At 44.1% G+C, this 22,318-nt stretch carries 16 protein-coding genes; 13 read left to right on the plus strand and 3 right to left on the minus strand.

Annotation, left to right across the window (positions count from 1 at the left end):
- The first annotated feature begins 16 nt into the window (after window positions 1-16).
- The 8 genes from parC to TES5_RS05545 all read left to right on the plus strand — a co-directional run bounded on the left by parC (window position 17) and on the right by TES5_RS05545 (window position 13,033).
- Entirely contained in the window at window positions 17-2,452 is a 2,436-nt protein-coding gene (gene parC, locus TES5_RS05510; RefSeq protein ID WP_068560854.1) for a DNA topoisomerase IV subunit A, read from the plus strand.
- Window positions 2,453-2,752: 300 nt separating this feature from the next.
- Window positions 2,753-4,981 carry a formate C-acetyltransferase gene (pflB, locus tag TES5_RS05515; protein WP_068560742.1) on the plus strand — a complete coding sequence of 743 codons (2,229 nt, stop codon included), beginning with the start codon at window positions 2,753-2,755 and terminating at the stop codon, window positions 4,979-4,981.
- Window positions 4,982-5,143: 162 nt separating this feature from the next.
- Entirely contained in the window at window positions 5,144-5,905 is a 762-nt protein-coding gene (gene pflA / locus TES5_RS05520; protein ID WP_068560744.1) for a pyruvate formate-lyase-activating protein, read from the plus strand.
- 100 nt (window positions 5,906-6,005) lie between these two features.
- Entirely contained in the window at window positions 6,006-6,935 is a 930-nt protein-coding gene (locus TES5_RS05525; RefSeq protein WP_068560746.1) for a manganese-dependent inorganic pyrophosphatase, read from the plus strand.
- Between the two features lie 81 nt (window positions 6,936-7,016).
- Window positions 7,017-7,841, plus strand: a complete 825-nt coding sequence (locus tag TES5_RS05530; protein WP_068560748.1) for a metallophosphoesterase — start codon at window positions 7,017-7,019, stop codon at window positions 7,839-7,841.
- Between the two features lie 145 nt (window positions 7,842-7,986).
- Window positions 7,987-8,940, plus strand: a complete 954-nt coding sequence (locus TES5_RS05535; protein ID WP_068560750.1) for a magnesium transporter CorA family protein — start codon at window positions 7,987-7,989, stop codon at window positions 8,938-8,940.
- A 52-nt stretch (window positions 8,941-8,992) separates the two neighbouring features.
- Window positions 8,993-11,023 (plus strand): type I pullulanase, encoded by a 2,031-nt coding sequence (gene pulA, locus TES5_RS05540; RefSeq protein WP_068560752.1) that lies wholly within the window; start codon window positions 8,993-8,995, stop codon window positions 11,021-11,023.
- A 333-nt stretch (window positions 11,024-11,356) separates the two neighbouring features.
- A complete protein-coding gene (locus TES5_RS05545) occupies window positions 11,357-13,033 on the plus strand; it encodes a peptide ABC transporter substrate-binding protein (protein WP_068560754.1) in 1,677 nt (558 codons plus the stop codon).
- Between the two features lie 54 nt (window positions 13,034-13,087).
- On the opposite strand, the gene TES5_RS05550 is transcribed toward TES5_RS05545, so the two are convergent.
- Window positions 13,088-13,450, minus strand: coding sequence for a DUF3899 domain-containing protein (locus TES5_RS05550; RefSeq protein ID WP_068560756.1), 363 nt, complete (start codon window positions 13,448-13,450; stop codon window positions 13,088-13,090).
- A 169-nt stretch (window positions 13,451-13,619) separates the two neighbouring features.
- On the opposite strand from TES5_RS05550, the gene opp3b reads away from it, so the two are divergent.
- From opp3b to TES5_RS05575, 5 genes are all read left to right on the plus strand, one after another.
- Entirely contained in the window at window positions 13,620-14,564 is a 945-nt protein-coding gene (gene opp3b / locus TES5_RS05555; protein ID WP_068560758.1) for an oligopeptide ABC transporter permease, read from the plus strand.
- 2 nt (window positions 14,565-14,566) lie between these two features.
- Entirely contained in the window at window positions 14,567-15,613 is a 1,047-nt protein-coding gene (gene opp3C / locus TES5_RS05560; protein ID WP_068560760.1) for an oligopeptide ABC transporter permease, read from the plus strand.
- 11 nt (window positions 15,614-15,624) lie between these two features.
- A complete protein-coding gene (locus TES5_RS05565) occupies window positions 15,625-16,770 on the plus strand; it encodes an ABC transporter ATP-binding protein (protein WP_083546402.1) in 1,146 nt (381 codons plus the stop codon).
- Window positions 16,770-17,714, plus strand: a complete 945-nt coding sequence (locus TES5_RS05570) for an ABC transporter ATP-binding protein (protein WP_068560762.1) — start codon at window positions 16,770-16,772, stop codon at window positions 17,712-17,714. The genes TES5_RS05565 and TES5_RS05570 overlap by 1 nt, the downstream gene beginning before the upstream one ends.
- Before the next feature lie 160 nt (window positions 17,715-17,874).
- Complete coding sequence (locus TES5_RS05575; protein WP_068560764.1) at window positions 17,875-19,524, plus strand: peptide ABC transporter substrate-binding protein; 1,650 nt, start codon at window positions 17,875-17,877, stop codon at window positions 19,522-19,524.
- Window positions 19,525-19,899: 375 nt separating this feature from the next.
- Here TES5_RS05575 and ilvA read toward each other — a convergent pair whose 3' ends face one another.
- Complete coding sequence (gene ilvA, locus TES5_RS05585) at window positions 19,900-21,162, minus strand: threonine ammonia-lyase IlvA (RefSeq protein WP_068560768.1); 1,263 nt, start codon at window positions 21,160-21,162, stop codon at window positions 19,900-19,902.
- Window positions 21,163-21,245: 83 nt separating this feature from the next.
- Entirely contained in the window at window positions 21,246-22,241 is a 996-nt protein-coding gene (gene ilvC / locus TES5_RS05590; protein WP_068560770.1) for a ketol-acid reductoisomerase, read from the minus strand.
- Between the last annotated feature and the right edge of the window lie 77 nt (window positions 22,242-22,318).

Below are 22,318 nucleotides of genomic sequence, written 5' to 3' on the forward strand. Positions count from 1 at the left end.
GGAAATTAAAGAGCTGATGCTTGAAAACGTAATGGGAGATCGTTTCGGACGCTATTCGAAGTACATCATCCAAGATCGTGCTTTGCCTGATATCCGCGATGGACTGAAACCTGTCCAAAGACGGATTCTTTATGCGATGGATGTTGCCGGGAACACTTCAGAAAAAGGCTTCCGAAAATCAGCTAAAACTGTCGGAAATGTCATCGGTAATTACCATCCACATGGCGATTCCAGTGTCTATGAAGCGATGGTCCGTTTGAGTCAGGATTGGAAGATGCGGGAAGTATTGGTCGAAATGCACGGCAATAACGGAAGTATGGATGGCGATTCAGCTGCAGCGATGCGGTATACCGAAGCACGCCTTTCGAAAATTTCTGCAGAATTGCTACGCGATATCGATAAAGAAACAGTAGACTTTGTACTGAACTTCGACGATACCGATCAGGAACCTACCGTGTTGCCTGCCAGATATCCGAATCTCTTGGTGAACGGCGCTACCGGCATTTCCGCAGGGTATGCAACCGATATCCCACCGCATAATTTAGGCGAAGTCATCGATGCAACTTTGCACCTGATTGATCATCCTGATGCGGAGCTCAAAGCGCTTATGAAATATGTTAAAGGACCTGACTTCCCTACCGGAGCAATCATTCAGGGGTTGGAAGGCTTGCAGGATGCATACAGAACCGGAAAAGGCAAAGTTGTTGTCCGCTCGCGAACTTCCATAGAGAACATTCGTGGCGGCAAACACCAGATCGTCATTTCGGAAATTCCTTATGACGTCAATAAAGCGACGCTTGTGAAGCGGATGGATGAAATTCGTATTAACCGTAAAATCGAAGGAATCGCTGAAGTGCGGGATGAATCGGATCGCTCGGGACTGCAGATTGTCGTTGAGCTGAAAAAAGAGGCCAATGCAGAGGGGATTCTAAATTATCTGCTCAAAAATACGGATCTGCAAGTCAACTACAATTTCAATATGGTCGCTATCGATGAACGTCGTCCGATGCAGGTCGGGTTGCACCAAATACTAAAGGCCTATATCCGACATCAGAAAGTCGTCATCACCCGCAGGACGAATTATAACCTGAAGAAGGCAGAGACGCGCCTGCACATTGTGGATGCATTAATCAGAGTCATTTCGATCCTTGATGAAGTCATTCAATTGATTCGTGACAGCAAAGACAAAAAGGACTCAAAACAGAATCTGATGAGGCAATATGCTTTTTCGGAAGCACAAGCGGAAGCTATCGTTTCGTTACAATTGTACCGGTTATCCAACACGGATATCACCGCCCTGCAAAACGAAAAGTTGGAACTGAATGAGCAGATTGCGACGTACCATGAAATTCTGAAGCAAGAAAAAACGTTGTACGCTGTGATGAAAAATGAGCTTGCCACGGTCAAAAAGCAATACGCTAACCCTCGCAGGACTACAATCCAGCATGAGATCGAGGAAATTAAAATCGATACGGAAGTGTTGGTGCCGATAGAAGAAGTCATTGTCGTAATCACTAAAGAAGGCTATTACAAGCGTACCAGCCTGCGTTCTTTTGGAGCGTCGACAATCGAAGAAATCGGATTACGCGAAGGAGATAAGCCGCTTTTTGTCGGGAAAGCTTCGACCCTGGATGCCATCGTGATGTTCACCAACAAGGGGGACTATTTCCATTTCCCGGTACATGAGTTGCCGGAGTTGAAATGGAAAGATACGGGCCATCATATCTCGCAAAACATTCCCTTCGCTTCGGAAGAGAAAATCATCAGTGTGGAAATGATTCCGAACAACGGTGAGCCAACCGGTACCATTCTTTTCGTATCAAAAGAAGGCTACATCAAACAGACACTGATGAGCGATTTCCGGACTTTCCGTGGTTACAGGAATAAAAAGGCAGTCGCCATGAAGATGAAGAGCGAGACCGATACGATCGTTTCCATCCAACGTCTGGAGGATAAGCAAAATTACGATGTTCTGTTGGTGACGCATTTCGGATTCAGTTTGCGATACGCCGTCAGCGAGGTGGGCATCATCGGAACGCGTGCCAGCGGCGTTAAGTCCATTAACCTGAAAGAAGGAGATTCTGTAGTAGGGGGAGCCGCATTTAAAGAAGGTGATGATGAATTCCCGATTCTTGTGCTTACGCAAAGAGGGAACATCAAAAAATTCAAATCCGGAGAAGTTCCGATTTTGGGTCGAGCAAAACGAGGGTTGATGCTTCTGAAGGAGCTGAAGGCCAAGCCGCACCGCATCATTTTTATGGATTGCAATCTATCTATCCCTAATCATTATGCAATCCGAACGAGCAACGGCAAGACGATTATGGTGGAAAGCAAAGAAACGCCATTCAGTCCGAGATATTCCAACGGCAGCTTCGCAATCAACGAGAAGACCGATGGCGAAGTATCGGATATCGAAAAAGAGTTTGATTTTTCACAAATTAGAATTTCCTAATTTTCTGTTATAAACAAAATATCAAAACGGAAACTGTGTAATAGTACAGTTTCCGTTTTTTTATGAAACAGATTTTAGGTCAAAACAAAGATTTCACTAACTAATCAGAAGCTTTAATCTTAAATCTTCTTTTTAAAATCCCTACATAACAAGGTTTAAAAATTTTTATTTCAATTAACATAAAAAGTTCGGAAAAAAGATTGATAGTTGTTGCACTTTTATCTGTACGTGTTATAATGGTCGTGTAGAAACCTGTTACACACATCACAATGTGAGGGTACTTTATAGGAGGAACATATAATGGAACAATGGCAAGGTTTTAAAGGTAAAACTTGGAAAGAAGAAGTCGACGTAAGAGACTTCATCATCAACAACTTCTCTGAATATACAGGCGACGAAAGTTTCTTGGCTGGTCCTACTGAAACCACTACTCAATTATGGGATCAAGTAATGGATCTTACAAAACAAGAAAGAGAAGCTGGCGGCGTATTGGATATGGATACAAAAGTTGTCTCTTCCATCACATCACATGCAGCGGGTTACTTGAATAAAGAAAAAGAGCAAATTGTTGGTTTCCAGACTGAAAAACCACTTAAACGCAGCTTGATGCCTTTCGGCGGTATCCGTATGAGCGAACAGGCTTGTGAAGAAGCTGGCTACAAAGTTGATCCAGAAGTTTCAATGATCTTCCGTGATTACAGAAAAACACATAACCAAGGCGTATTTGACGCTTACACTCCAGAAATGCGCGCAGCAAGAACAACCGGCGTCATCACAGGCTTACCGGATGCTTATGGCCGCGGACGCATCATCGGCGATTACCGTCGTGTTGCTTTGTATGGTGTGGACTACCTGATGCAAGACAAACTGAAAGAATTCGCTAAGATCGGCGACGGCACAATGACTGAAGAAATCATCCGTTTGAGAGAAGAGTTCAGCGAACAATACCGCGCTTTGAAAGAATTGAAAGAATTGGGAAACATCTACGGTTTCGATATTTCCAAACCAGCTACAAACGCTAAAGAAGCTTTCCAATGGTTATACTTCGGTTATTTGGCAGCTGTTAAACAACAAAACGGTGCTGCAATGTCATTAGGCCGTACTTCAACTTTCTTGGATATCTATATCCAACGCGATTTGGAAAACGGAACATTGACAGAAGAAGAAGCACAAGAAATCGTTGACCACTTCGTAATGAAATTACGTATGATCAAATTTGCACGTACGCCAGAATATCAAGAATTGTACTCAGGGGATCCTCAATGGGTTACTGAAGCAATCGCAGGTATGGCACATGACGGACGCTCCATGGTTACAAAATCAAGCTTCCGTTTCTTGAACACATTGACTAACTTGGGAGCTGCTCCAGAACCTAACTTGACAGTCCTTTGGTCAACTAAATTGCCTGAAGGATTCAAGAAATACTGTGCTAAAATGTCTATCGAAACAAGCGCAATCCAATACGAAAATGATGACATCATGAGCCTTGAATGGGGCGACGACTACGGCATCGCATGCTGCGTTTCCGCAATGAGAATCGGGAAACAAATGCAATTCTTCGGAGCGCGTGCTAACTTGGCCAAAACATTGCTTTACGCTATCAACGGTGGGGTTGACGAAACGAAGAAAAAACAAGTCGGACCAAAATTGCAACCAATCACTTCAGAATACCTTGATTATGATGAAGTAATGGAAAAATTCGATGTTATGATGGACTGGATCGTAGCTTTGTATGTGAATACATTGAACGTTATCCACTATATGCACGATAAATATTCTTACGAATCATTAGAAATGGCGTTACATGATACACACGTTGTCCGCACATTGGCGACTGGTGTCGCTGGTTTCTCAGTGACGATCGATTCACTTTCAGCTATCAAATACGCGAAAGTTAAACCTATCCGCGACGAAAATGGCATTGCGATTGACTTCGAAATCGAAGGCGACTTCCCTAAATACGGTAACAATGATGATCGCGCTGACCAAATCGGTATCGACTTGTTGAAACAATACATGGGCAAAGTTAAGAAACATCAAACATACCGCAACTCAATCCCGACAACTTCTATTCTTACGATCACTTCAAACGTGGTATATGGTAAGAAAACTGGTAGCACGCCAGACGGACGTAAAGCCGGCGAACCATTCGCACCTGGTGCTAACCCAATGCACGGAAGAGATACACACGGCGCTTTGGCAAGCTTGTCTTCAGTTGCTAAGATCCCTTACAAATATTCATTGGACGGTATCTCCAATACATTCTCGATCATCCCTAAAGCATTGGGACGCGAAGAGGAAGTACAAAAAGACAACCTTGCAACAATGTTGGATGGATACATCGCTAAAGGTGGCCATCACTTGAACGTCAACGTATTCAACCGTGAAACATTGCTTGATGCAATGGATCATCCTGAAAACTATCCGCAATTGACGATCCGTGTTTCCGGATACGCTGTTAACTTCATCAAGTTGACTCGTGAACAACAAATGGACGTAATCAACCGTACAATGCACGAAATGATGTAATTTGTTTCACCCTGCATATTAATCGTATAAAATTAAACGGATGGATCATTTGATTCATCCGTTTTCTATCAAAGGGAGCGAAAAATCGCTCTTTTTGATAGGAAATATTCCTTATGAAAGATACAATGAGGTTAAGAAATAAATGATAGAGGAGTTTTCGAAATGACTGAACCTTTAAAAGGATTTGTGCATTCAACAGAGAGTTTCGGTTCCGTTGATGGACCCGGAATCCGTTTTATTATATTTATGCAAGGCTGCCGCATGCGTTGCCAATTCTGCCACAACCCGGACACATGGAACATCGGTGGCGGCAATGAAATGACAAGTGATGAGTTGCTCGATATGGCTCTGCAATACAAGCCATTCTGGGGGCAAAAAGGCGGCATTACCGTCAGCGGAGGCGAACCGTTGCTGCAGATCGACTTCTTGATTGAATTATTCACGAAAGCCAAAGCGCAAGGTGTACATACAACACTGGATACTTGTGGCTTGCCGTTCACTTATGATGAACCATTCTTCAGCCAATTCAATAAATTATTGGCTGTGACGGATTTGATTCTGCTGGACATCAAACACATCGATAGTCAGAAACACAAAGAACTGACAATGTGGCCGAATGAAAGCATCATCGAACTGGCAAAATATTTGTCGGAAATCAACAAACCGATTTGGGTCCGTCATGTTCTGATTCCGGAACGTACCGATTACGATGAATTCTTGATCCGTTTGGATGCTTTTCTGAAAACATTGAAAAACATCGTCAAAGTAGAGGTTCTGCCTTACCATAAAATGGGCGTCTATAAGTGGCAAACATTGGGCATCCCTTATCAGTTGGAGGGAATCGATCCGCCGACCGCAGAACGAGTCGAGAATGCAAGAAAACTGTTGCATACGGAAGATTACAAAGGTTATTTGGATCTGTAAAATAATACTATTTTTTCAAGGGAGAAAAGAGAATTGCCATTGCTCTTTTCTTCCTTTTTTATTATGATAAATTAAGATAATGGAAGAGAGAGTGAATTAAATGAACAAACTATTAGTTTTTGGACACCAGAATCCGGATACGGATGCGATTACATCCGCTATCGCATACGCCTACTATCTGAATCACAATGGAATCGAGGCAGAAGCTGTGGCTCTAGGTCTGCCAAGCGAAGAAACAATCTATGCGCTGAATCAATTCAAGATAGACGCCCCACGTGTCATCAAGGCTGCTGCAAACGAAACGGATACGGTCGCTTTGGTCGATCATAACGAAGCGCAGCAAAGCGTCAGTGACATCAAGGATGTTGAAGTCTATGCCGTAGTGGATCACCACCGCATCGCGAACTTCGAAACAGCCAACCCGTTGTATTACCGTGCAGAGCCTGTCGGTTGCACAAATACAATCCTGTATAAAATGTTCCAGGAAAAGAATATCGCGATCCCAGCCGATATCGCTGGCTTGATGCTTTCTGCCATCATTTCCGATACGCTATTGTTCAAATCTCCGACTTGCACGCCGGAAGATGAAGCAGCGGCAGCAGCCTTGACTGAAATCGCCGGTGTCTCTTTGCAGGAATATGGCTTGGCGATGCTGAAAGCCGGAACGAATTTGGACGACAAGTCGATCGCAGAATTGTTGACTTTGGACGCAAAATCATTCCCGATGGGCGCTAAAAACGTGCGCATCGCACAGGTTAACACGGTCGACGTCGAAGATGTGCTGAACAGAAAAGATGAGTTGGTCACTGCCATGGAAACAGAAAACGCTGTTCAAGGTTACGACGTCTTCTTGTTGGTGGTGACAAACATCATCGACAGCGATTCGGCCTTATTGGCTGTAGGCTCGCATTTGGACACAGTCGCGTCAGCATTCGGTGTCTCATTGATCGATAACGTTGCGTTGCTTCCAGGCGTTGTTTCACGCAAAAAACAAGTAGTGCCACCATTAACGGAAGCATTCTCAAACTAATCACTGCAAAAGGGCGGAGTTGCAACTCAGATAATCTGATATGCAACTTCGCTTTTTTAATTAAAAAAGGGGGTTGAGGACGTGAAAATTGGCGTATTGTCGGATCTGCATATCGATTCGAACGCAAAAAGGCTGGCGCCGGGTCAAACCTATGATCATCTCTTGGCGGAATTGCTCTATAATCAAGAAATCGACCTGCTTTTGTTGGCTGGTGATGTGTCTTCCGATTACCATGATACCTTCGCTTTCCTCGATCGTATGCGTGATCACAACGTTTCGAAAATCCAATTCGTGCCCGGAAACCATGATTTCTGGTCCATCCGCAATCACGAAGAGGATACGGACCGCATCTATCAGTTGTTCAAGCAGCGGGATGAGAATCCTGTCGGAAATCCGTTTCTTATCGGGGATGAATGGGCAGTAGTGGGGAACCCAGGCTGGTATGATTATGGCTTCGCCAGTGATAGCTATACGATAGAAGAATTTTCAAGAAAAAAACTAAAAGTCGGCGGATGGAATGACCGCCGTTATGTGCATTGGGAAAAAGATGATCGTACTGTTGCTGCAGAGATGCTGGCTGAACTGGAAAATGACCTGAAAAGAGTCAGCAACCGGAAAATAATCATGCAGACACATGTTGTAACACATCCGCAGTTCGTTATCCCGCTTCCGCATAAGGTCTATGATTACTACAACGCTTTCCTGGGCAGCAAAAGCTATATGCAGGTCTATGATCGCTATCCGATTGCTTACAGTGTCATGGGCCATGTCCACTTCCGTAAAATGTTCCATGAGAACGATACTACCTTCTATTGCGCCTGTCTCGGCAGTGCGCGACACTGGTACACGGAAGATCCTTATATCGAAATGGCTTATACTATGGAGGAAATCGTCGTCGACTTGTAGTTTTCAGCTCTTTCTCGATGGGCATTTTTTTCTGACCGACTTAGACCGTACCGAGAGGGTTATTGCTTTCATTTTGATAAAAATACGTTATGCTATTCCTATAGAATACAACACTTAGATTATGGTGGGTAAGAGGTGGTTTTGAATGAGAGCGTTCAACTTATCGGATAAAGGGGTATATTCACAAACAAAGAATTGGAAATTGGCTGAATGGATACATGTGGAGAATCCGGACAGTGATGACGTCGCGGATTTGATGAGTACTTTTGGCATCCCGATGGATTATATCCTGGATTCATTGGATGAATATGAAATACCCCGGCAAGAGAGAGTCAACAATGGGTCCGGGGATTCGATCAATCTGCTTATCGTCCTTTTCCCTAAAATGCGGTCGGTTCAGGAAAAATTTACAGAATATCATACATATCCTTTGTCAATCATCACGGTCAATGACACATTGATCACAATCTGCAAAGAGACGCCTTCATTTTTGACACGCATCATGAAGAATGAGTCTTTCAAAAATGAACCGGCGACAACTCAGCAGCATATCATTCTGTATATTTTATGGGAACTGACCAAAAGTTTTGTCCACCATTTGAGAGAAATTGACGGTACAATCGAAGATCTGCAAATAAAAATCACCAGTGCGACCCACAATGAACATTTCTATAATTTGATCGCCCTTCACAAAAGCTTGGTTTATTTTGAAACGTCAATCAACAAAAATCATCCCTTGATTACGAAATCCATTCAGAATGCTTCCTTAGGCGACGATTTGCAAAGTCAGGAATTATTGCGTGATATCATCGATATCTCCAGCCAGGCAGAGGTGATGGTCACAGAATCAAGTAAGATGATCGATCAGCTGAGCGAAGTTTTTTCGAGCGTAATCGCGAACAATCTGAATAACATCATGAAAGTTTTGACTTCGATCACCATTGTCCTGACGATTCCGACTATCATAGCCGGTTTCTGGGGCATGAATGTTGATTTGCCTTTTGAAAATCACCCTTGGGCGTTTGGTATCACTAGCTTGCTTACGATTTTCATCTGCTTTTTAACCGTCTACTGGTTGAAGAAGAAAGACTATTTTTGACAGGAAAGCAATCAATCTTGGCTGGTATACTAGGTATGGGTGGTGATGCAACATGGTCGAGGACTTCCAGAGTTGGTTGGATAGCAATGATTTAGAAAAACTCTTCAGTGATAAAAGGGATAAAGAAACAATCGACAAGGAAATGTTTCTTTTCGTCCGATCAAATGATTTTGACAACTACTTTTCTTATGACGGCGAATTGGGTGCGCTATACGAAAAAGAGGGCACTTTGTTGAGGGTATGGACCCCTACAGCAAAATCCGTGGAGGTATGGATTTATGCTGACGATTCGTTCAAGGGCCCTTCAACGAAAATAGAGATGGTGCAGAAGCCGAAAGGGATATTTGAAGCATATCTGCCCGGTGATCAGCACGGAACCATTTATGTATATAAGATTCTGTTCTTGAATAACCGCGAGTCCATCAGTGTAGATCCCTATGCTCGGGCAACGACGGTAAACGGGACGAAATCGGTCATCGCAGACTTGAATAGGACGAATCCTGACGGTTGGGGAGAACGGCTGCCTGCTTTTGGTTTACCGGAAGAGGCGATCATTTATGAACTGCACATCCGGGATTTTTCCATATCCGAAACGAGTGGTATAGTGAACAAAGGGAAATTCCTGGGGCTTACCGAGAAAAACACCCAGAATGCTAGTGGCAGAAAAACTGGTTTGGATTACCTGGTCGATTTGGGGATCACTCATATCCAGATTCTGCCGATGTTCGACTACGCTACAGTGGACGAAGCAAATTTGACGGAACCGCAATATAATTGGGGATACGATCCGCTGAATTATAATGTGCCGGAAGGCTCCTACTCAACGGATCCCTTCGATCCGTTCAATAGGATTTTCGAATTGAAGCAGATGATCCGGACATTGCATGACAACGGCTTGCGAGTTATCATGGACGTCGTCTACAATCACGTCTATGACCCAAAGGATCAAGCTTTGGAAAGGACAGTACCGGGATATTTTTACCGTTACAATGCAGATGGGTCGTTGGCGAATGGGACTGGAGTCGGGAATGACACGGCTTCGGAAAGGCATATGATGCGGAAATACATCATTGACAGTGTCAAATATTGGGCTAAAGAATACCATCTTGATGGCTTCCGCTTCGATTTGATGGGAATCCATGACTCGGTCACGATGAATGCGATCCGGGAAGCGTTGGATAAAATCGATCCATCCATCATCATCATCGGTGAGGGATGGGAAATGAGCACGCCGCTCCCGGAGGACTTAAAAGCTTCCCAGAGGAATGCGCAAGCGATGCCCAGAATTGCCCACTTCAACGATTCAATCAGGATAGCGTTAAAAGGCAGTGATTTTGGAGATGAAAAGGACAGGGGCTTCATCAGCGGCAAAAATTATTTGGAAGATTTGTTGCTCCGGAATATAAAGGGAGCCATGCATTTATCCAGCCACAGCAGTTATGTCGATCCGGAACAAGTTATCCAGTATGTGGAAGCTCATGATAACTTGACGCTTTACGATAAATTATTGCGGTCCAATCCGGATGACAGTGAAGAGGTGCGTATCAAAAGGCATACTTTGGCAACGAGCATCGTCCTGCTGTCGCAAGGTGTTCCTTTTATCCACGGCGGACAGGAATTTTTGAGGACAAAAGCCGGAGTAGCCAATAGCTACCAATCTCCCGACGAAATCAATCAATTTGAATGGGAGCGGGTGACGACGTTCCAGAAGTCAGTAGCCTACGTGAAAGGGTTGATTGCCTTGCGCAAGAGTGAATATCTTTTCCGCCTGCATACCCACGAAGAAATTGACGCCCATTTCACGATGCTCAGCGAAAATTTCAACATCGTAGCCTTTTCCTTAACAAACTCTGAAAAAAAATATATCGTCATTTTCAACGGAAATCGAAGCGATACCATTTTCAGGATACACAAGGGAAAATATGCTATCCTTGTTGAAGACAATCAAGTCTTTTTGGAGTCGATGCCAGAAGCTGTCCTCATGGAAAAAATTCTTGTCAAAGCCCATACAACTTCCGTTTTATGCGCAGATAATCAGTATGAAGCCGATCTTCAGTCAGAAGATTCGATGGATTTCCTGTGAGAACGATTAAATGCACCTTTATCATGCGAATATATCAATATTAATATAATAAATCATTGTTTGTTAATAAACATATGTTTGTTGCTGGTATTTGCCGATTTAACAGCGTTTGTTTTCGCTTTCGCTATTTTTTGGATGTTCTGACATTCGATGTCAGGTTCTCAATATATAACTAATATAATAATATTTTGCATATATATAGATAAATATGAATATGTTAATCTGATTTTAATCAATTTATTAAAATCACAAACTTGATTTTAATAACAGTCAGAACTATAATTAATCTTACTATAGAAATTATAGAAACAGAGGGAATGGGGGAAAAGAAATATGAGCAACAAGAAACTTTCATCTTTAGTGTTATTATCTTTAAGCTCTGCACTAGTATTAGCTGCTTGTGGCGGAGAAGGAAGCACGGCCGATTCATCAGAGTCTGCAGGTGCGAACGGCAGTGAGCAGGTGTTAAATCTGGTTGAAAGCGCTGAAATCCCTACAATGGATTCTGTGCAGGCTACAGATACAGTAGCGTTTACTGCTTTAAGCAACGTAAACGAAGGTCTGTATCGTCAAGCTTTGGACGGAACGGTTGAATTAGGAATCGCAGCAGAAGATCCTACAGTCAGCGAAGACGGCTTGGTCTACACTTTCACTATCCGTGATGAAGCAAACTGGTCAAACGGTGAGCCTGTAACGGCAGCAGATTTTGTTTATTCATGGCGCAAATTGGTTGATCCTGCATCGGCTGCTTCATATTCTTACATGATGGACGGCGTTATCGCTAACGCAACTGAAATCATGGCTGGCGAAGTTGCTCCTGAAGAATTAGGCGTCAAAGCAATCGATGAAAAAACGCTGGAAATCACATTGACTTCTCCAGTGCCATACTTCAAAGATCTTTTGACATTGGCTATGTTCTTCCCTCAAAATCAAGCATTTGTTGAAGAACAAGGCGACCAATACGCATTAAGCAGCGATGCTTTATTGTACAACGGACCATTTGTTTTAGCTAACTGGGATGCAGCGAGCTTATCATGGACGTACGAACCAAATGCAGAGTACTGGGATAAAGATGCTGTAAAATTACAAGCAATCAACGTAGAAGTCATCAAAGAGACTTCCACTGCCTTGAATCTGTATGATACAGACGCAATCGACCGCATGATCTTGACTGGTGAGTACGTAGCACAAAGAGCCGGCGATGCTGAAGTCCACACAATGCCGACTTCTTCTGTATTCTACTTGAAGTTCAACCAACAAAGAGAAGGCACACCATTACAAAATGCCAACATCCGTAAAGCTTTAGCTATGGCTTTCGACAAACAAGCGTACGCTGATGTGGTATTGCAGAACGGTTCCATCCCTGCAAACGGATTGGTTCCTGAAAAACTTGCTTTGGACCCTTCAACTGGCGAAGACTACCGTAAACAAAATGGCGATCTTCTGACATTCAATGCTGAAGAAGCTAAAACATACTTCGAAAAAGGCTTGGCTGAGTTGGGTGTTGAATCCATCACTTTGGAATTGTTGAGCGATGACACAGAAAATGCGAAACGTTCTTCTGAGTTCCTGCAAAGCCAACTACAGACAAACCTTCCTGGGTTGACTGTTACCTTGCGTAATGTACCTTTCAAAGTCCGTCTTGAAGCTGATACATCCGGCGAATACGATATCGAATTAGCTGGATGGGGAGCTGACTATGCTGACCCGATCAACTTCCTGGAATTGTTCCAGACAGAAAACGGCAACAACAAATCCGGTTACTCCAACGCTGAATACGATGCTTTGATCGATGAAGCACGCACAAACGTGACGGACCTTGATGCAAGATGGGCTAGCCTGCTTGCAGCTGAAAAGATCTTGATGGAAGATGCGGGTATCGCTCCTCTGTATCAACGTTCTTATGCAGTTCTGCAAAAACCGTATGTCACAGATTTGGGTGAGCACTTAGTCGGTGCTGACTACTCATACAAATGGGCTTCAAATTCTGGCACTCAGAACGTGGATTAATTAAGGCAATAAAAAATCCATCTGGCATACATTCATGCCAGATGGATGTTTTATTTATAAAATATAATCCCAGAGACAGATAATGCTGATCCCCAACAGCAAAAGACCGATAGTCAGGACATTTTGATAACTTTTCCCGACAGAAGATGATAGAGCTTGCGGATTCAATGGTTCCCTGAAGCCATCCTCCTTTGGTTCTCTTCTGAGCGTTTTTCTGACGCTGTAGTGAAAGAAATCGAAACTTCCTGAAGCCAACACAAGTCCGGATAAACCGATGATCAACAAAAGCCCCGCTATCATAAACAGGATGTTGGATGTTCCGGTCCAGCTTAAGGATCCGTATTTAATCAGTTGATAAACCAGTGCACATATAAAAATGAATAATGAGACAAGTGCGTTTTTTTTTGTGAAGTTCACTTATTTTGGCTCCTTTTTGTTTTCTCAATTTTAAATGTACAAAAAAAAGAAAGAAAACTCAATTAAAATATGATTTGATTTGGTGTTCATTTTCTTTTTTGTATATTTAAATATGATATACTATCAGGTGCTATTTACAAAAAAACTAAATAATGGAGGATGACAAACGATGAAAAGTTATGCAAAGTACATCGGCAAGCGTATTTTATATATGGCAATTACGTTGTTTTTGATTGCATCGATAACTTTTTTTCTGATGAAAGCTTTGCCGGGTACACCATACAGTAACCAAGACAAGTTATCTGAGGAACAAATTTTTATCATGAATGAGAAGTATGGACTGAATAAACCGATTTTGGTCCAATACGCAGTCTACATTTTTGGACTATTACGTGGAGACATGGGTGTTTCATTCCAGTTCAACAATACTCCGGTTACGGATTTGCTGAGCAGCAGAATAGGACCCTCCATGCAATTAGGGCTTCAAGCAGTTATTATAGGGACGATCCTCGGTATTGTGCTGGGTGTGATCGCAGCGATGAGACAAGGGACTTGGGTGGATACCGTTGCCACTTTGACAGCCATCGTCGGCCGTTCGATTCCTAACTTTGTTTTTGCTGTTATTCTGCAATTGGTATTCGGAGTTTGGTTGAAAGTGTTGCCGATCGCTTTGTGGAATGAAGGCTTCCGCTCTTCGATTCTGCCAACGATAGCGTTGAGCATTTCGCCGCTGGCCGACTCTGCCCGATTCATGCGAACCGAAATGGTTGATGTATTGGGAAGCGATTATGTAGAACTCGCGCGGGCAAAAGGCCTGAGCCGTTGGGAAGTCGCATTCAAACACGGTATCCGTAATGCGCTGATTCCGTTGGTCACCATCATTGGCCCGATGACAGTCGGTTTGATGACCGGTTCGATGGTTGTTGAAAATATTTTTGCCATCCCTGGCATCGGTGAACAATTCGTAAAATCCATCTTGACGAATGATTATCCGACAATCATGGGCGTCACGATGATGTATTCGACCATGTTGGTAATCGTCATTTTGTTGGTTGACATCCTTTATGGTATCATCGACCCTCGTATCCGAGTCGCTACAGAAGGAGGGGAATAAGCATGAGTGAGAATGAATTACGCAATACTTCAGCTATGCCGACAATCACGAAAGATCTTTTCGAATCGGCATCCGAATCAAGTATGCAGGATAAAGAAAAAATCTCAGCACCTTCCCTGAGTTTCATGGCGGATTCTTGGCGCCGTCTGAAGAAAAACAAGGTTGCGATGGTTAGCTTGATCATCTTGATCATCATCAGTATGTCCAGTTTGTTGGCTCCTGTCATCGCACCGCATGACCCGAATGCGCAAACTGTCCAGTACGCAAATATGCCACCAAAGATTCCCGGCATCGACATCAACGGTCTGAACGGAACCGTGAAGCAGAATGGCGTAGTTATCGATAAGTATGAGGCGTCCAACGTTCCTGAGGATGTTTACTATTACCTCGGTACGGACAGCCTGGGACGCGATTTGTTGTCGCGGATCCTGTATGGTACCCGCGTATCCTTGTTTATTGCTTTCATGGCAGCCTTATTCAACCTGACACTCGGCGTTGTCTATGGACTGACATCCGGCTGGTTGGGCGGAAAAGTAGATAATATCATGCAACGTATTCTGGAAATTCTTTCCGGCGTGCCTAACTTGGTAGTCGTTATTTTGATGCTGCTTGTTTTGAAGCCCGGCATCAGCTCCATCATCATTGCTCTGGCATTGACTGAATGGCTTTCGATGGCGCGTGTCGTACGAGCGCAAACATTAAAACTGAAAAATCAAGAATACATTTTGGCAGCCCGTACGTTAGGCCAGTCACCGATGAAAATCGCCTTCAGGCACATCCTGCCTAACTTGGCTGGCGTCATCATCATTCAAGTTATGTTCTCGATTCCATCGGCAATCTTCTTCGAAGCATTCCTGAGCTTTATCGGTATCGGTATTCCCGCTCCGAATGCATCGCTTGGTACATTGATCAACGATGGCTACAAAACATTCCGTTTCTTGCCGCATCTGATGTGGTATCCAGCCGGCATCATGAGCGTCATCATGATTTGCTTCAACTTATTGGCTGATGGACTTCGTGACGCGTTCGATCCAAAAATGAGAGATTAGGAGGTAACCAGATGGAAAATATATTGGAAGTAAAAGACCTACAAATTACTTTTGATACCTATGCAGGTAAAGTAAAAGCTATCCGTGGCGTCAGTTTTGACCTGAAGCCGGGTGAAACATTAGCCATCGTTGGTGAATCCGGCTCTGGTAAATCAGTGACTAGCCGTAGTATCATGCGTCTGTTGGCAAACAACGCCAACATCGAACACGGAGAGATCTTGTTCAAAGGCGAAGATTTAGTCCACAAAACCGAGAAAGAAATGCAAAAAATCCGCGGTTCAGAAATCGCAATGATTTTCCAAGATCCGATGACTTCTTTGAACCCGACTCAAAAAATCGGCAAGCAAATCGCTGAGCCGATCATCAAGCACCAAAACATCAGCAAAGATGAAGCTTATAAAAAAGCTGAAGAATTGTTGCAGCTTGTAGGCATCCCGAATCCTGCCAAAAGAATGAAACAGTATCCCCACCAATTTTCGGGTGGACAACGTCAACGGATCGTTATCGCAATCGCCTTGGGCTGCAACCCAGATATTTTGATTGCGGATGAACCGACTACAGCACTTGACGTTACGATCCAAGCGCAAATCCTGGAATTGATGAAGGATTTGCAAACAAAAATCAAGACATCAATCATTTTCATCACCCATGACTTGGGAGTGGTGGCGAATGTCGCAGACCGCGTTGCCGTCATGTATGCCGGCAAAATCGTCGAAGTAGGGACTGTGGATGAAATTTTCTATAATCCGCAACATCCGTATACATGGGGTCTATTGAGCTCAATGCCTACACTGGATACGCAAGGAACGCTATATGCGATCCCTGGAACACCGCCTGATTTGTTGGATCCTCCAAATGGTGATGCTTTTGCTCCCCGGAGCGAGTATGCGATGAAAATCGATACTTTGTACGATCCGCCGTTCTTTAAGGTATCCGATACCCATGCGGCTGCAACCTGGCTGTTGCATCCCGACGCACCGTCCGTGAATCCGCCAGAGGGCATCATGAATCGACGTGCAACTTTTTCAAAAATGAACCTTGCGCCATCGGATGAATTGAAAGTGATGGACACCGCCGATAAAGAAACGGCTGTTTTGCCTCATGGCAAAGACCCGGACATCGATTCTAAAATAACCGAGAAAGGAGGTCTGCTGTAATGTATGACACAACAGGACAGAAAAAGATTCTGGAAGTAAAAAATTTGAAGCAGTATTTCAATGTCGGCACAAAGAATGAAGTCCGAGCTGTTGATGATGTTTCCTTTGACATATATGAAGGTGAAACACTGGGCTTGGTAGGTGAATCCGGTTGTGGAAAAACGACAACTGGTCGTGCAATCATCCGTTTGTACAACCCTACGTCCGGTGAAATATTTTTTGACGGTACCGAAATCCATACGCTACATGATAGAAAAGAGCAATTGGCTTTCCGAAAAGACATGCAAATGATTTTCCAAGATCCTTACGCATCTTTGAACCCCCGTATGAAAGTCCGCGATATCGTTGCGGAAGGATTAAAAATTCATGGACTTGCGACTACCGAGAAGGCAGTTGATGATCGGGTTGCGGAATTGTTGGATTTGGTTGGATTGAACAAAGATCATTCCTCACGTTATCCGCATGAGTTCTCAGGTGGCCAAAGACAGCGTATCGGAATCGCCAGAGCCTTAGCTGTAAATCCAAAACTCATCATTGCCGATGAGCCCATTTCCGCTTTGGACGTATCCATTCAGGCCCAAGTAGTCAACTTGCTGATGGAATTGCAGAAAAAACAAAAGCTGACTTTCTTGTTCATCGCGCATGATCTATCGATGGTCAAGTACATCAGCAACCGTATCGGTGTTATGTACTTCGGCAAATTGGTCGAATTAGCGCCCGCAGACGACGTTTACAACAAACCTTTACATCCTTATACGGAAAGCCTGTTATCGGCCATACCGCTGCCGGATCCGGTTTATGAGCGCAACCGCACGCGCTTCACTTATGTTCCCCGTGAAGAGAATGGTGAGCCGGAAGCGATGCGAGAAATCGTTCCAGGGCACTTTGTTTATTGCCGCGAGTCCGATGTTCCCGTGTTGAAAGCAAAATACGAAAATTATTGATACAAAAAGTCCGGAACTTGTTCCGGGCTTTTTTGCCATAAAAAATTAATGAAATGAAGGTTTTATGAATTTTTTATGATAATAATCTCCATATTTTATGGAATATCCTGATTCTTTGTAGTATAATATTAAAATACGAAGAGAAAAAGGGGAGAATTACATGAGGATATTGAGAAGTTCCTTCATTTTAGCAACAACAGCGATCATCTTGGCTGCTTGCGGAGGAGACGGCGCAACGGACGACAGCGCAACAAATTCAACAAGTGAAAGTACTGGCGGACAAGTTGTCAATTATACGGCACCTACAGAATTGGCCACGTTGGATACAACGCTGATGACGGACATCAACAGTTCAAACTACATCAGCCACGCCATCGAAGGCTTATTGAAAATCGATGCGGACGGAAAGCCTGTTCCCGCGATCGCTGCTGAAGCAGGCACGATAGCTGAGGACGGATTGACCTATACCTATAAACTCCGTGATGATGCTGTCTGGTCTAACGGAGAGCCTGTGACAGCCAATGATTTCGTATTCGCTTGGCAAAGATTGGTGGATCCGGAAGCAGGGGCGTCCTACGCATACTTGGCTGAGACCATCAAAAATGCCAATGAGATCATGGCTGGAGAAATGGATCCTGCTGAGTTGGGCGTAACCGCTGTAAGCGACACTGAAATCAAAATCGAGTTGACGCAGCCGACACCTTACTTTGAATCGTTATTGGCATTCAGCGCATTCTTCCCGCAAAACGAGGCATTTGTGACTGAAAAAGGCGATAAGTACGGAACAAGCAGCGAAAATATTTTGGCTAATGGACCTTTCACGATCGAGAACTGGGACGGCACTGGCCTGACTTGGGATCTTGTGAAGAACGAAGATTACTACGCAGCTGACGAAGTGCAGTTGGAAGAAGTCAACGTTCAGGTAATCAAAGAAACAAGCACTGTCGTGAACTTGTTCCAGCAAGGATCAGTCGACAATGCACAAGTGACCGGCGAATTGGTTAAACAATTGGCGACTGACCCTAACGTAGTCGTTCAGAAAAAAGCCCGCACAGCATACATCGAATTCAACCACGATAACGTCTACCTGCAAAATGCGAAGCTGCGAGCTGCCATCGGACTTGTCATCAATCGCGATGAATTGGTTGATAGTGTCATCGGTGACGGTTCGACAGCCATCGGTGGCTTCCTGCCAGCTGATTTTGTAAGCAACCCGACGACGGGTGAAGATTTTGCTGCTGAAGCCGGCTCTTACCTGGACTATGATCTGGAACAAGCAAAAACGCTTTTGGCCGAAGCTAAAGCTGAATTAGGCGTAGAAGAAATCACTTTCTCTTTAGTTGGGGATGATGATGAAAAGAACAAAAAAATCAGCCAATATATCCAAGGCCAAATCCAAAACAACTTGGAAGGCATCACTGTAGAATTGCGCAATGTACCGAAGAAAAACCGTTTGGAATTAGCAAACCAAGACGAGTTCGACTTGTTGCAAACCGGTTGGGGAGCGGATTTCGCCGACGCAATCAACTACATGGACTTGTTGTACAGCACATCCGCTTATAACGAAGGCCAATATGCGAATGCGGCATTTGATGCTTTGATCGATTCTTCAAAAACAACAAATGCAAACGACCCTGAAGCGCGCTGGGCTGACTTGATGGCTGCTCACAAGCTTATCATGGAAGATGCAGCAATCATCCCGCTTTACCAAGAAGCAGAGACACAGCTCAGAAATCCTAATTTGAAGGGCATCATCTTCAATTCTGTTGGAAATGAATTTGACCTGAGCCGAGCATATATCGAAGAATAAGAATGTTTAGAACCTAAAGAAGGGCCGACTCTCAACAACCGAGTCGGCCCTTCTTTGGGTTTCTGAAGAGCGTGAGGGCCATGGATAGTTAGCGGAGATATGGGGCTCGGGGCCAAAAAGATGAATTCTTTGGTTTTATTCATCTTTTCGGTAACATTTTGGTCCCTAAACATGAATACTCAGCAGATATTCATGCTTTCCTGTGATATCCATGCCGAAACCATGAATACTTCGCAGTTATTCATGGTTTTCGGCCGCACAAGGATGGGCCAGTCCGCAATCCGTAACAACCCAAACAACCCAACCAAAAAACTGACGCAAGCCTCTTAATTGGCTTGCGTCAGTCTCTAACTTACTGTATGAAATTAGTCGAAATCAGATCAAGAAAGAATACAGTTTGGAATTCTCGTTAACCGAAATGTAATGCGGATCGAATTTTTCGAGCCTGCTGAGCAAGCCTTCGATATCGTCCTTATTTTTCAACAAGATTCCGATCAGTACAGGTCCTTCGCTGCGATGGACTTTTTTCGTATATTCGAACTTGGTGATGTCATCGTTGCCGCCCAATATGTCATTCACGAACTCTTTCAGCGCGCCGGCCCTCTGCGGGAAGTTCACGATGAAGTAGTGCTTCAGACCTTGATAGAGTAGGGAGCGTTCATCAATTTCAGCCATCCGATTGATATCGTTGTTACCGCCGCTGACGATGCAGACGACCGTTTTATCTCTGATTTCTTCTTTATATTGTTCCAAGGCAGAAACGGATAGTGCGCCGGATGGTTCCGCTACAATCGCTTGTTTAGTGTATAAATCGATGATGGTTCCGCAAACTTGTCCTTCAGGAACGACCAGAATGTCATCGACATTTTTTTGGCAGTGTCTGAAAGTCAAGTCACCGACAGTCGCTACGGCTGTCCCATCACAGAATTTATCAATATCAGTCAAAGTCGTGACTTTATCCGCATCAAGCGAAGCTTTCATACCTGGAGCGCCCAAGGACTCCACACCGATGATTTTTGTTTCTGGCATGGCTTCCTTCATGTAGCTGCTGATGCCTGAAATCAAACCGCCTCCGCCGATTGCAGCGAATACCATATCAGCCGTTTCTCCCTCTGCCACGAGATCCTGGTGAATTTCCACTGCCAAACTGCCTTGCCCGGCAATCACATTGCGATCATTGAAAGGTTCAATGAACGTCAGCTTGTGTTCTTCTGCATAGCTATGGGCAGCTTTATTCGACTCGTCGAAAGTATCTCCGATCAGTTTGATTTCAACATAATCCTTTCCGAAATAACGGACTTGGTCAATTTTTTGGGAAGGGGTTGTCGATGGCATGAAGATGGTCGCTTTGATACCCAGATGGTTGCAGGTATAGGCTACTCCTTGGGCATGATTGCCGGCGGAGGCACAGATTACTCCGTTCTCCGTTTCGGCCTCGCTCAGCTGCGAAATCGCATAATAAGCACCCCTCAATTTGAAGGATCGGACGATCTGTAGGTCCTCCCGTTTCAAAAAGATATTGGCATGATACTTCTGCGATAGATACGCATCATGCTGCAAAGGGGTCTGCTTGACCACGTTGCGCAGTACTTTATATGCTTTAAGCACGTCTTCTTTGTTCACTAACTCATCCGTCATTCTATCTGCTCCTAATCTATTGAATACAATGATGAAGAGAGAAGGCTTAAAAATAAGGATGCTCTCAACCTACATCTGATTCATTATTGTTGTTCATTCACGAAAGGCATCATTTTACGCAATTCAGCACCGACTGCTTCGATCTGGTGGCCTTGTTGCTCAGCGCGCATTGCGTGGAAGTCAGGGAAGCCAGCTTTGTAATCGTCAGTGAAGCGTTTTGCGAACGCGCCAGTTTGAATGTCAGTCAAAACGTCTTTCATGCGGTCTTTCACATCAGAAGTGATGACGCGAGGTCCTGAAACGTAATCACCGAATTCAGCCGTGTTTGAGATGGAGTAGCGCATTTTTTCCATGCCGCCTTCATACATCAAGTCAACAATCAATTTCAATTCGTGCAACACTTCGAAATAGGCGATTTCTGGTTGGTAGCCAGCTTCGACCAATGTTTCGAAACCTGCTTGAACCAAGTGCGTTGTTCCGCCGCACAACACAGCTTGCTCACCGAACAAGTCAGTTTCAGTTTCCTCTTTGAATGTTGTTTCCAAAACGCCTACACGTGTTGCGCCGACTCCTTGTGTCCAAGCAAGAGCGAGGTCTCTTGCGTTGCCTGTTGCATCTTGGTAGACTGCGAACAAAGCAGGTACTGCCGATCCTTTAGCGAATTGACGACGAACCATGTGGCCTGGGCCTTTTGGAGCAACCATGAATACATCGATATCAGCAGCAGGTGTGATCGTACCGAAATGGATGTTGAATCCGTGACCGAATGCGATGGCATTTCCAGCTTCTAAGTTAGGAGCGATTTCAGCTGCATAAACGTCAGCTTGTTGCTCATCAGGGATAAGGATCATTACTACGTCAGCTTGTTTTGTTGCTTCAGCAACAGAGAATACTTCGAATCCGTCTTCTTTTGCTTTGTCTGCAGATTTACCTGCACGGATTCCGATGATGACATCATTACCGTTGTCGCGTAGGTTTTGTGAATGTGCATGTCCTTGAGAACCATATCCGATAACGGCGATTTTTTTGCCCTCTAGTGCTTTTACTGTTACGTCTTGATCGTAGTATACTTTAGTCATATTGAAATGACCTCCTTATTTTTTTATATTCTCAATGCTTTTTAAGCAATTTGATTCGGTCAGTAGGGTAGTGCGGT

It is taken from the genome of Trichococcus sp. ES5 (assembly GCF_900067165.1).
GTDB lineage: Bacteria > Bacillota > Bacilli > Lactobacillales > Aerococcaceae > Trichococcus > Trichococcus flocculiformis.